4 protein-coding genes and 1 pseudogene are annotated in these 14,057 nt (G+C 37.4%); all 5 read left to right on the top strand.

Annotated elements, in window-relative coordinates; genetic code table 11:
• Positions 1–313: 313 nt before the first annotated feature.
• Positions 314–478, top strand: a pseudogene (locus tag FNK51_RS25155) (response regulator transcription factor); the annotation flags it as partial.
• Positions 479–823: 345 nt separating this feature from the next.
• Positions 824–5,014, top strand: coding sequence for a S8 family serine peptidase (locus tag FNK51_RS25150; RefSeq protein WP_141995092.1), 4,191 nt, complete (start codon positions 824–826; stop codon positions 5,012–5,014).
• Positions 5,015–5,491: 477 nt separating this feature from the next.
• Positions 5,492–7,351, top strand: a complete 1,860-nt coding sequence (locus FNK51_RS25145) for a GAF domain-containing sensor histidine kinase (protein WP_141995091.1) — start codon at positions 5,492–5,494, stop codon at positions 7,349–7,351.
• A complete protein-coding gene (locus FNK51_RS25140) occupies positions 7,326–7,967 on the top strand; it encodes a response regulator (RefSeq protein ID WP_098373780.1) in 642 nt (213 codons plus the stop codon). The genes FNK51_RS25145 and FNK51_RS25140 overlap by 26 nt, the downstream gene beginning before the upstream one ends.
• A gap of 272 nt (positions 7,968–8,239) precedes the next feature.
• Complete coding sequence (locus FNK51_RS25135; protein ID WP_141995090.1) at positions 8,240–12,388, top strand: S8 family serine peptidase; 4,149 nt, start codon at positions 8,240–8,242, stop codon at positions 12,386–12,388.
• Positions 12,389–14,057 lie beyond the last annotated feature (1,669 nt).

Below are 14,057 nucleotides of genomic sequence, written 5' to 3'. Positions count from 1 at the left end.
ATACTAGCTAATAAAAAACTTATTAGTTATTCAATTAAAGAGCGCGATTGCTGAACAATGAGCAGTCGCTTTTTTACTAGGCGGATCCGAATAGTTCTATAAATAATTAGATGTAAATAATTAAGAAACCCAGCTAATCTTCTCATGTGAAGGTAGCTGGGTTTTTAAAGTTGGATGTGCAAAATAACACGAGTTTTGGAACAAATATAAAATGTATGCTTGTTTAACTTTGTTCAGCTAACGGGCCAGATAATTGAATAACACAAGGTGTTTTTTTTGTTTTAAAGGCAGACCTATATAAACTGTACCCTGTATACTGTTTGAGTTGGTCAAAGGTCTTAGCAACAAAGAAATTGCTGAAGCTTTATTAATCAGTGACAAGACCGTCAAAATTCACATCAATAAGATTTACAAAAAGCTGAATGTAAAAAGCCGTTCACAGGCAGTCATTTATGCTGTTCGAAATCAACTTGTTCCGTTTTCTTATTTAAAAATCACTTATAAAAAATGTCCTGTCCCTTATTATGCCACTCTTGGTATAGTACTTTTGTTTTATGTAGGTATAGAACCAATAACAGCAAGAGATACATCCTATGTTTAATTTTCAGAAAAGGAGAAATATGGGATGATAAGGGTTAATTAGGTTATATTTCTGAATATTGAATAAACTACTAATTAATACTAGATTAGTTGAAAAATTTTAATAACCTGATGTTGAAAGACAGATCAGCGTATTAAATGTGAAGTTAAGTCATCAGCAGGAAACCTTCACATTTTTACAAATATATTAATCTACTATTTAGTTAGGAGGGGGAGAGGTTTAATGAAGAAAAGGAGAAAAAAAGCAAACAACAAAAGTAAGGTCGTAAAAATCTTAGCTGTATTTGCTCTATCATCTAGTTTTATTTTAGGTTCACTTGGACATGTATCAAATGTTACCAAAGCAGCTGGTAATACGAATGTTGATAGTTTACTTGCTAATTTAACACCAGAACAAAGAGAAGCTCTTAACCAACTTTCAACAAAAGAAGAGACAGGTCTTCAAATTTCTTCTGATATTGATTTAACGACAACGGAAAAAACCCATGTAATTGTCGAGTTTGCAAATAAACCTGCAAAAGTTGCTAAGATTGAAGCGGCATCAGAAGGCCAACAACTATCAGATTCTGAAGCATCAAATTTAGTCGATCAAGATCATGAAATATTTCAAAAAGATTTAGGACAAGTATTAGCTGATAAAAATAGTAAAAAAGTAAATTATAAGATTAATCGCTCATATAAACATGCATTTAATGGTGTTTCAATGAGTTTACCTGCTAACAAAATTAAAAGTCTATTAAAATCAAAAGCTGTCAAATCCGTTTGGAGTAACGAAACGTTTACGATTGATCCGCCTGTTCAAGGAAAAGATAATGATCAATTAAAAGCAGATGAATTCAATATCGCAAATTATACTCCTTATGATGGATTAAACCGGTTACATGCAGAAGGCTATACCGGTAAAGGAATTAAGGTCGGTATTCTAGATACAGGTATTGATTATAACCATCCAGATTTAAAGGATGCTTATAAAGGTGGATATGATTTTGTAGATGACGATAGTAATCCGATGGAAACGACCTATGCTGATTGGAAACAATCAGGTAAGCCAGAAAAGAATGGATCGTCGGCTTATTATACTAATCATGGTACACATGTTGCTGGGATTATTGGAAGCCGTGGAGTAGCGAAGGATACAGAGTATACAACAGTTGGAGCAGCACCAGAAGCAGATATTTATGCTTACCGTGTGCTTGGACCATATGGCAGCGGACAAGCTGATGACATAATTGCAGCTGTCGATCGAGCTGTGAAGGATGATATGGATGTTATTAATATGTCACTAGGTAATTCACTTAATGATCCATTATATGCAACTTCAATTGCTGTAAACAATGCAGTATTAAGTGGAGTAACAACCGTTGTTGCAGCGGGGAATAGTGGCGATAAAAATTATACGCTAGGTTCACCAGGTGCTGCAGCCTTAGCGTTATCTATTGGTGCATCATCTGTTGCAATTGATATTTATCAATATGCAGGTGCACATAATGGGAAAAATTACAATTTAAGACAATTAGCAAAAAACTATAAAGATGATTTGTCTACATTAAAAGGAAAAACGCTCCAACTTGTTGATGTGGGGCTCGGAGATAACTATACAGGAAAAGACGTAAAAGGGAAATTTGTACTCATGAGCCGCGGAGTTTATACATTGGACTCTAAAATTGCGGAAGCCAAGGCACAAGGTGCTGCGGGCGTTATCATGTATAATGATGAAGCAAACAAGGCCGAGGGTGCAATTCAGTCTTTTTTAGGTGAATCAGTTAATGCGATTCCTTCATTCTCTGTTTCAAATGAAGAAGGATTAACGATCTTGGAAGCATTAAAAACGGGTAAAACTGATTTCACATTTGGCGATTTTACTAAGATACAAACAGCATCCGATGAGTTAGCAACATTTAGTTCTAGAGGTCCTTCTCGAATGAATTATGACATTAAACCGGAAGTAACTGGACCAGGTGTTTCGATTCTTTCAACCGTCCCATTTTACGTAAACGATAAAACAGTAGATGGAACAAAACCGGAAGATTATAAATATGCATATCAGCGTTTATCAGGAACTTCAATGGCAACCCCTTATGTGGCAGGTGTTTCAGCATTATTATTACAATCGAATAAGGATCTTGAGCCTGCAGACATTAAATCAATTTTAATGAATACGGCTGATCCACTTTCAAAAGCTTATAGTGTATTTGAAATCGGTAGTGGTCGTGTTGATGCATACGAAGCACTTCATTCTAATGTCGAATTTGAAGTAGTCGATAAAACGCCTACAAATATCAATGGAAAACAAAAGTTAATCAAAGAATTAACGGGTGGAATCAGTTTTGGTTCATATGGATTTGATGACCAAGATATTCATGATTCACGTAAGATTACATTGAAAAATAGAAGTGAAAAAGCAAAAACATTTAGTGTAAATGTTAAATTCCAAACAGGATTAAGAGGTTCCAAAGATGCAGCTCAAAATGGAGTGACCTTAACAGGTCCAACTTCAGTTAAATTAAACGGAATTAGTCAAAAATCAATTAAATTTGACTTAAACATTCCGAAAACAGCCGAAAAAGGAACATATGAGGGATATATCGTCTTTACAAATAATGCAGATCCAACTGAAACGTATCAAATTCCATTTGGCGGGCGTGTTATTAATGAAGGGATTGATACCCTTACATTACGAGATCAAATGTATTCTGGTGATACACGTTGGCCAGAAAAAGCCATGCCATTCCTTGGTTTTCAATTCTCATTAAAGTCCTTTATGAAGACTTTAGATGTAGTATTACAAGATTCAACCGGTCAAGATATTGGTTTCCTAGGGTCTTTTGATCCTCGAATTTTGAATGAAAACCAAGTTTATGGTATTCCTATTGGATTCACTGGGATTTACTATCCGTTTACAGGTGATCCGAAAAATCCGATTAACAGTGATTATGTTTATGCAAAAACCGGTAACTATAAATTAAAAATGGTTGGAACAAATGATCAGGGGAAAGTATTTACGAAAGTAGCGGATTTCATCTTCGAAAAAGGCAAACCAACAATGACTTCAAGTTTTGATTCGTTAGATCAAAAAGTTATTGAATATAAAGATAGTCAATTCGATTCAAATGGAGAATATTTATATGATTTCAATATTAATGTAAATGATCCTGAAGTGGCTGATGCTAATCGTCTTGGAATTCCAATTGATCAAACAAGCAATGCAGTGGTTTCATTTTACGATAGTGCATATTCAAGTCCAGCAATTAACACTGATAAAAATGGAAATTACAACGATCAAATACTAGTGAAAAAAAGGTCTACACCTTTAAAAGTTCAGTTTTATGGTTATGATGCTGCAAGAAACTTTACTTCAGGTCCTACGGATATGCTAAGGGTAGCTTTTGTTTCTAATACTTACCCTTACTATTACTTAAAAGCAAATAAACAAGTCGCTTCAACCGGAGATACTATAAATTATTCTATTCGTTCGAATAATATTAAAAACCTAAAAACATCAAAGATTACAATTCCAGTATTAAAAGACAATGGTGACTTAGCTACAATTAATAATGTTGTTGTTAGTGATGCAGTTAAGAAATATGGGGATGCACAAGTATCTGTAACATCAACATCTGATGATCACCTTACGACTTATACAATTACTTTTAACTATTTAGGAAAAAAAGCATTACCAAAAGATATGCAATTAGTTAATTTCGATTTAAATACAGCTAAACATCATTCGCCAAAGTCAAGTTTCTCTGTCAACTGGTTTAACATGGAAATGACTGGAACTACAATTGATCAATCAAATGCAGTAACAAATAATGTATATACTTATATGGATATTGTTAATATGAAAGAAAAATATTCAAGGATAAAAGGTAACTTGAATTTAGAAGGAACGATGGATCCTTTAACAGGCCAACAGAATTTCGCGTTTGATAATTCCAAAATTGGTGCAAAAGTAACTGTAACGTCATATGATGGTAAAACTGTTTTTGAGGCTGATCCAGTAAAAAATGGAAACTACATTTTAGATGGAATGAAAGCTGATAAAAATGCTTATACACTAAAAGTAGATGCACCAGGTCATTTTACGATGTATAAGTCGTTTGTGCTATCTGATGACGTTCGTGGAGAGTTAATCGGAAAGGAAAGAGTTTTTTCCACTCAACCTAAAGCTGGGGATGCAAATAAAGATAATGTAATTGATATAATGGATGCATTATATCTACAAACATATTGGGGAACAAATAAATCAGGAGCAGATTTGAACTTCGATGGAGTTGTTGATAAAAAGGATATGGATCTTCTTATTAAAAACTATGGATTACAAAATAGTACAGTTCCGAATGCACCTAAAGCGAAAACTTCGTATAAAGGTTCTACATTAGATACTGTGTTAAATCAGTTAGGATTAAAATAATCCTAAGCTAGTTTCTATAATCAAACGAAGAACCATTTTATGGATTACTACTGTAAATAGACAGTAATTGAATAGGATTTTAAGTAGCCTTAGCCCTGTATTTTATTGGGTTAAGGTTTTTTAATTACTTTTGAAATCAATCTCTCTGCCGACAAAAAGCATCAGTTCCATCTTTAATTCACTTAATTCCAAAAATTTATCCTTTGGTTCTTTTTCTTCAACGTCTTTTATTGGGGATGAAGTTTAGATTACTTACACTTTTTGTACTATATAATCTACAACAAAAGACCATGACATTTACAACATTTGATGAGCAGGCAAATAAAGAATCTAATAGTATACTAGTATTGTGTCTTGCCATTTAGGGTAATGGCACAGCCGGTGATTGGCTAGTGGGTATTTTGCCATTTTGCCAGTGCCGGTTTTTTGTTAGATAATGATAGACAATGATTCTTGCAAATAAAGGAAGGTGCCGTTTTGAAAAAGATAGATTCTATCACTAGGAGGGAACAAATAGCGAGTTTTTATCTTTATTCTATTTCTATTCTTGGTATGATTGCTGTAATCAATTCCATATTTAAAAGTGAAATGCCTTCTGAATTCATAATCGTTTTGTTGTTAGCTGTGTTTATGGGGATTATTGAGTATTTTCCTATCCGTATTGGAAGAGGAGGTATTACACTCAGTCTTACGCTTATTTATCCAATGAATTGGGAGTTTGGTATACATATAACGGTTGTTGCTTGTGTATGTGTGATGGTTTTTACACATACCCTTCGCCGCTTACCAATACAAAGAACACTATTTAATTGCACTCAATTTGCTTTTAGTATCACTTTGGCAGAATGGTTTTCCAACGAATGTATTTCTTTTTTTATTACGGAGATGAACCTGCCAGTTTTATATGAAGAATTAATAAGCTTGCTTTTATTTACCGTATTTTTTTGCCTTTTCAACACCCTTTTATATGATCTTTTAATGGTGATTCTGCCTCAGCAATATCCACTAGAACAGTGGCACAAGAAAAATATATTTTTATTTTTGAGCGCAAGTTTTTGTTTATGTTACGCCTCCCTTATTTATATCTTAGAACATCGATATCGAGGAGAGTTGGATGGAATTACCGTTCTGTTCTTCTTTTTCCCACTTGTAGCAATCTGCACCATCAGCTCCTTCATGAGGCAAATACGGATTGAAAAAGAACGATTATATAACCTTTTTACCATTACGACGGAGTTAAGTCACGGGCTGTCTGCCGGAAACTTAGATCAAATGAAACAATCACTTAAAGGATTCTTGGGAATACAAGCATATGCTTTATGGGCTAAAGATGAGGGGGAATGGCAGCTTTTATTAAAGGATGGAAAAGTACATTCCAATATTTCAAGTTCTTCTGATATCCATCCGAATTTTGAAGAAATATCTGAAACCTTTGTTGTTACTGATTGGAAAACAGGTATGGCCCCAGGGGATGAAGTGTTTGAAGATGTCATGCGTTCCCTTGTCTACCTGCCTCTTATAGTAAATCATGAATTGGTAGGGATGTTTGTTGCAGGTAAAAGCAGGAGGGCGAGTTTTATTACCGAAGATATACAGTCTTTATCTACGTTTGCCAATCAATTGGGCAGCTTGCTGAAAACACGGTCCCTCGTCGCCGAACAAGAAAAACGAATGATTCTGGAAGAAAGAAATCGGCTTGCCCGGGAAATTCACGATGGAATTGCACAAGTATTAGCCGGGGTCATATTTCAGCTGGAATCAGCTCTGAGGCAGTCCGCAGATCAATCAGGAAACATGGAGCAAGTGGTAGACAAAAGTATAAAAAAATTACGGAAGAGTTTAGGGGAAGTTCGCTATTCTATCTATGCTTTAAAGCCATATCCTACCCAAAGGCTAGGGTTAAAACAAGCGATTGCAAATAAAATTCAATCGATAAAACAAGAAAATAATCTAGCGATTAAATATCATGAAAGGGGCCGTTCTCGAACACTCAGTTTTACAATAGAACGAGCCATCTTCGATACTTTACAGGAAAGCTTGCAGAATATTGTAAAACATGCAAAAGCGGACGAAGTTGACATTCTTCTAAGCTATCAACGTGAACATGTGCTTTTAAAAGTGAAGGACAACGGGGTTGGCTTTTCCCTTTTTGAATCCATGATTAAAACAAAGCATGAGCCACATTATGGCATTTTACATATGAATGAACAAGCTGAACGGCTGGGTGCTACCCTTCAGATTGATAGTTCCACAGGAAAAGGTACAGAAATTACATTGTTCATTCCAGATTCAGAAACAAGGGAGGAGTATCATGATTCAAATATTATTAGTAGATGATCATACGGTCTTGCGTGATGGAATTCGGAGTATATTGGATCTCGAATCAGACATCCGAGTCGTGGGAGAAGCCGTGTCCGGGGAAGAGGTGTTGAAGAAAGTAGAGGAGTATCGACCTGATTGTATTTTGATGGACATCAATCTCCCTGGAAAAAATGGCATTGAGGTCACGTCCCTCGTGAAAAGTCAGTATCCGAATTGCCGCGTTCTTGTATTGACGATGTTTGAAGATAATGAATACTTAATGGAAGCACTTCGGGCTGGTGCAGATGGCTATTTATTGAAGGATTCGTCATCCGAACAAGTGGTAGCAGCGATTCGAATGGTGTCACAAGGGGATTCGGTTATTCATCCTCGCATGACCAAAAAGCTGATAACGTATCATCACCAGCAAACGAAATCAGAGCCAAACGAAAATATTTTGACTAAGCGTGAAAAAGAAATACTGTTTGAGTTGGCCAAAGGTCTTAGTAACAAAGAAATCGCTGAAGCCTTATTTATCAGTGATAAGACCGTCAAAATTCACATCAATAAGATTTTCAAAAAGCTGAATGTGAAAAGCCGTTCACAGGCAGTCATTTATGCCGTTCGAAATCAACTTGTTCCATTTTCATAAATCATAATTACTTAAAAGGTTAAAAGAACTGTTCAGTACCTTTATTATTTTTCTTTAATAACAGATCTGGAATAGTTCTTTAGTTATATATTGATCTAGAACCAATAGATGAAAAATTACTTCTTATGATTAATTTTCAGAAAAGTAGAAATATGGGATGATATATTGAATCTTAGTTTACTAGATATATGAATTCATCTTTAAATGAATTGTTTATGAAGAACAAATGTTTAGAGAGAAAATAGTAATTATATAGGATAAGGGGATGCGGTATGAAGAGGAAAAAAATCAGTAAGATTCTTACAGGAACGCTAGCTGTTGGCATGTTATTATCTCAAGGCGCTCCGTATAATGTATTGGCGAAAAGCCCGTTTGAGTTGAATCCAGTTGAAAATGCGGAAGAGATCTTAGCGAGCCTGTCTGCAGAACAAAGAAAGGCGTTAGAGCAATTAGATGCCAATCCAAACTTTACGATTTCTCCGGATATTAATGCAAATAGTCCAGAATTAGTCAAAGTCATCGTCGAATTTGAACAGGCGCCAGCCAAAATAGAAGTGATGAAACAAGCGGCGAAAGGAAAGAAACTATCTTCTGCAGATGCGAATGAGAAAGCGGAAAAAGCTCATAAAGATTTTAAACAGCATGTGCAATCATTTAAATCACAGAAAAACGTGACTAATTACAAAGTGGAAGATGTAAAGATCACAAGAGAGTATAAAAACGCCATCAACGGCGTAGCGATGACACTTCCTGGTGTGGCAGTTAAGGATTTGCTGCAATCTGGAGTAGTTAAACGTATTTTTAAAGATTACGAGGTAAAAGTGGAACCGCCGGTAAAAACGAAAGAAGCCATTGAGCCGAAAATGGCAGACAGTATTCCGCAAATTGGCGTGGACAAGCTGCATGCCGAGAACATTACCGGTAAGGGAATAAAAGTCGGTGTTCTTGATACAGGTATTGACTACAATCATCCTGACTTAAAAGAAGCTTATAAAGGCGGATATGATTTTGTAGATAATGATGCCGATCCAATGGAAACGACCTACGAGGATTGGATAAATGCTGGCAAGCCGGAAGAACCAGGCTATGTGTATTACACAAACCACGGGTCACATGTCGCAGGGACGATTGCAGCCCAAAAGAAAAACAATGTGGATTATGCTGTGAAAGGGGTAGCACCTGAAGTAGATTTATATGCGTATAGAGTATTGGGACCTTGGGGAGGGGGAAATACACAAGGAATCCTTGCTGGAATCGATAAAGCGATTGAAGATGGCATGGACGTCATCAATATGTCGCTTGGCGCGCAGACTAACGATCCTTTATACGCCACTTCTGTCGCAGTAAATAACGCCATGCTTTCAGGCCTGGTGACCGTCGTTGCTGCAGGTAACGCCGGACCGAACGAGAAAACTCTTGGTTCTCCGGGAACAGCGGCTTTTGGCATATCAGTAGGTGCAAGCGATGCCTCCATGTCCATTCCTGCATTTAATGGAAGCGCTTCCGCCGAGAAATTTGAAAATATGCAGCTGCTAGGCAAAGATTTTTCTGATAGATTAGAAGAATTGCAAGGAAAATCCTTACCAATTGTATTTGCGGGACTTGGTAAAGCAACTGATTTTGGGGGGAAAGATGTCAGCGGGAAAATTGCGTTGATTCAGCGCGGGGAAATTGCGTTTGATGAAAAAATCAAAAACGCCAAAAACGCTGGGGCTAAATCAGTGATTGTGTATAACAATGTCGAAGGGCAAATACCTGCCTACTTGGGTGAGGCTGTCGGGTTAATTCCTTCTTTCCGCCTGTCAAAAGCGGATGGTGAGCGATTAAAGGGGCTGGGCGAAGGTTCTTTCACATTTGAAACGTTAAATAACACAAAAACGGAAGGCGATCATTTAGCAGATTTCAGTTCACGCGGACCGGTAAATGGAAATTATGATATAAAGCCGGATGTAGTCGCTCCAGGTGTGTCGATATTCTCTACGACACCGGAATTCATCAACGATCCGCAGGACGGCATTAATTACGGGAATGCCTATGTGCGCATGTCGGGTACATCGATGGCTACACCACACGTGGCAGGCGCAGCAGCATTGATTTTGCAGGAGAATCCGGAATACACTCCTTTCGATGTAAAAGCGGCACTCATGAATACATCGGATGATTTAAAAGGGAATAATTCTGTATACGAAGTGGGTGCAGGACGAATCGATGCCTATCAAGCGGTTCATACAGACACATCCATCAAAGTATGGGATAAGACAAAAAATATCGAAAATGGAAACCTCGTAGAAATTGACGAACAAACAGGCTCCATCGTATTCGGCAGATATTATAAAAAAGGTAATGAACCAATTGAAGCAAGCAAAAAGGTGAAGGTTCAAAACAACAGCCAGGAAGAGAAATCTTTTGAACTAGAAGTGGAGTATCACGGTGAGCGTAAAGGAATTCAAGATGCCGTGAAGAACGGTGTAAAAGTGGCGGTGCCTTCATCGATTACAGTGGGAGGCGGCCAAGTACAGGAGATCCAGCCAAAAATAACGATTCCAACCAGCGCTGCGGCAGGAAGATATGAAGGGTATATTCATGTGACCAACGCGAACAATCCAGCCGAATCCTATCAAATTCCATTTGCTGTTATGGCGACGGAAAAAGGATTTGATTATGTCAAAGCGACTAGACCATCCGTGACAAATACAACACCTTTCTGGGAACTTAATGACAAACAGATCCATTTCATCATGAAGTTGAACAGCCCAATGACAACCATGGATGTGCTTGTAAAAGACGGTAAAACAGGAGAAGCTGTAGGGTTCATAGGGACAGCGAACACTAACTTTCCAATAGATAGAGAAGTGTTTCTTACGGGTGCGTTCAGCGGTACGGTCTTACCATTTACAAATGATCCGTCCCAGCCAATCAGTGATGTTCCTATAAAGCTTCCAGCAGGCGACTATATACTGGAACTGATTGCACACGATGAGGATGGGAAATCATATGTGGTAGACAATCCACTTATCGTGGACAATACAGCACCAGAAGTCAACATGGATATAAAATCGGGTGTAATCGAAATCAATGATTCTATGTTTACAGTAGAAGATGGCCAAAAAGCGGTGTGGCTGCATGGAACAGCTAAGGATGAGACAGTGGATCTATTACAATCTAAAGGGTTGGACATCGATCAATCGTCCAACACTATGGCTTACTATACAGGTGCCTCTGGATATATGGCTGGGTTCTTCCCGATTCAAGCGAATGGAGATGTGAAGTTAGGAATTGAGGAAAGTGATATTGCAAAACAACCTATGAGATTGTGGTTGAGAACGTGGGATACTGCAACGGCAGTTGGTTACCAAAAGTATTACTTCATGAAAGAAGGAACGGAATATACGACTTCCAGTTATAACAAGAAAGAGTTAAAAGTCGACGATAGCTTTACGATGACACTCAGCCTTAATAATGTGAAACAGCTTGTCTCGGGAGAATTTAATGTAGAGTACTACAAAGACTTCTTCAAGTTTTCGAACGTGAAGCTGAACAAGGCAGTCAAACAATATGCAAAGGAAAAAGGCTTACAGGTATCACTAGATAAACCTGTTGTGACGGAAGGTACATTCAATAATAGTTTGAAAATCGGTGCTTCTATTACTGGAAAAGCATTCAGAGGACTGGATGGAGATATGCCGTTCCTCGATGTAACGTTTAAAGTATCGAATGATGAAGTTTACGATGAAATTCCTGGATTTGAGGTAAAGAAGGGGTCTTATAAGAAATTCGGACAAACAGCAGACACTGCTATTCCTTTTTACGGCACTGAAGATCTTAAAATAATTCCTACACATACACAGTTGCTGGGATCCATCTTACCGGAAGCATTTTTGATAGGTGAATCAGGATCAGAATTTTTGAAAAAATGGGATTATTCAAAAATAGGAGCACAAGTATACGCTCTCTCTAGAAGTGGTAAAAAATATCCAGGAACAATTGATAAGAGTGGAAAATTCACAGTCAATGATATTCCTGCTTCCGATCAAGTATATACAGCTGTTTTCGATGTTCCGGGGCATCTTAAAGTGATGAAGAAATTCATTCCTGGATATCATGATGCAAATGGAGAGCTACGAGGGCAATTTTTAAGAATTGGTCAGAGAAGTCTTGCAGGGGATGTGAATGGTGACAAAATGATTGATATCCTCGATATCCAGAGTGTCGTTGATGCATATGGTACGAAGGATTCATCCATCGTGCCGCAAGATATCAATCAAGACGGAGAGGTGAACGAGACAGACATTCGCTTCGTTGAGAAAAATTTCTTAACGAAGGGACCGGATGCGCCTGCCGATAAACAGCCGAAAGAAAAAATTGGAAAAAAAGGTCTGGAATACTTCCTGCGCCTGATCGGACTGGAGCCAAAGCAATAGCAAGAAAAGAGGGGAAGGAATGCAGAGCATACCTCCCTTTCTTTTTTATAAAATAAGAAGAGCAGAGTTAAGAAAAGTTGATAAGACCTCTTTTTTAGAAGATATGTACGGAGTACCAGGTTTCTTCAACAAAAGGGCACCGACCCATCAGGTTAGCATAACTGGCCTCCACCCCTTGAAAATACTTTTGATGATAATTGTATAAGGTAGTAAACCTTCATGCCCTATCTAGATGTATATCGGGATGTATTCCCCAAGCCCAGGCAACTCAATAAGCTCGTTTACCCCCTCTCCTATTTGGAGGGGGGGTTTTTATTAATTTGGGAGACCTTAAAAGATAACCACAATTAGGAGGGATTTAGTGAAAACGGAAGATGAAAAAACCTAAGATGGCTTAAATGAGATCTTTGAAATTATTAATGCTAAAGGTGATACAGGAGAACTAAAAGAAATCATCCAAAAATCAGATGAACAAAAAATAAATGTAGACAAATAAACTTTCTGCGTCTATCAAATCGTAAAAGCCCTTCTCTTAAATGAGAAGGGCTAATCTGTTAATATTTTAAAACAAAAAAGACTGTAGGCAAAATCGGTTGTATCTAATTGTTAAAACAAAGTTGATTGAAACGGAAGGTGCGAGACTCCTGCGGGAAAAGCGCGTCCAAGGGAGACCCCACAGGCGCAAAGGCGCCGAGGAGGCTCCCGGACCGCCCTCGGAAAGCGAGTGCCTGGAGTGGAAATCAACGTTCGAATTTTTAAAACCCTCAAAAAAACTGTAGACAAACTCGATTTTCATCGAGTTTGTCTACAGTCTGTCTCTCTTGTTTCAAGAGAGTTTTTTGCATAAGTGTTATTTAGCTAACCAGGAGCTTTGTTTAATGACGAACTGAAAAGAGTGATATGTTTGAATAAAAAACTTTTCATTTTATCTTTAATAGATTTGCCTTTACTTTCCCCTCTTTACAGTCAGCTGTTGAGGCTTTTTTCTAGTTGATAATGAAAATAAGAGCAGGTGAATTGGACAAATTAAGACCTGATTTACAAAATCTTAACATTGGATTAATGTGGGGTTTATATTGAATGATTACGATTGAACCGTAATAAACAGTAATAAACATTAAAAATTCCACATTAAATGGGGCACTTTGTATGAATTACACATTCAAGAAGAATTGTTACAAGTCTATTCAAGCTGTGATGTTAGAAGTGAGTGTACTAGGATTAGCTGCTTGTGGAGCTACTAAAGAGGAGGCTGCTCCAGTTTTAAGGATCCAAGTTCGTTAACCCTGAAAGAATGAAGTCGCCATTCGTCCTGAAATTTTACAATTAGTTTCTGCTGGTGAGGATAGCTTGGATTTACAAGAGAACTGGGGAATTTTAATAAAGTTTGTCCTCTAGAAAAAGTCGATGTGATTGTCTGCGAGCAACCATTTCCAGAGGAATGGAGAAATCATTCAAAATTAGAGGAAATCAATTGGATTCAAGCATAGCGCATAAAAGGACATATCGAGATGGAAGAGGGAGTACTCTCTTTTTTGATTAGATTTTTATTGATAGCAGGTAAAAAAGCTAGAAAGAGAATTTTATAGATTGAATGAGAAAAGGAGCTATATAGCATGAGTTTCATTGCGATAGATTTAGACGGAACATTATTAAACGACCAGAATGA

Source organism: Bacillus sp. B4EP4a, from assembly GCF_006680105.1.
GTDB classification, from domain to species: Bacteria; Bacillota; Bacilli; order Bacillales; family DSM-1321; genus Peribacillus; species Peribacillus simplex_E.
This window is presented reverse-complemented; position numbering and strand designations above follow the sequence as displayed.

What these genes read in the sequence shown, in the direction of transcription:
- FNK51_RS25150 (WP_141995092.1), top strand. Translation starts at nt 824, where the DNA reads ATGAAGAAAAGGAGAAAAAAAGCAAACAACAAAAGTAAGGTCGTAAAA.
- FNK51_RS25140 (WP_098373780.1), top strand. Translation starts at nt 7,326, where the DNA reads ATGATTCAAATATTATTAGTAGATGATCATACGGTCTTGCGTGATGGA.
- FNK51_RS25135 (WP_141995090.1), top strand. Translation starts at nt 8,240, where the DNA reads ATGAAGAGGAAAAAAATCAGTAAGATTCTTACAGGAACGCTAGCTGTT.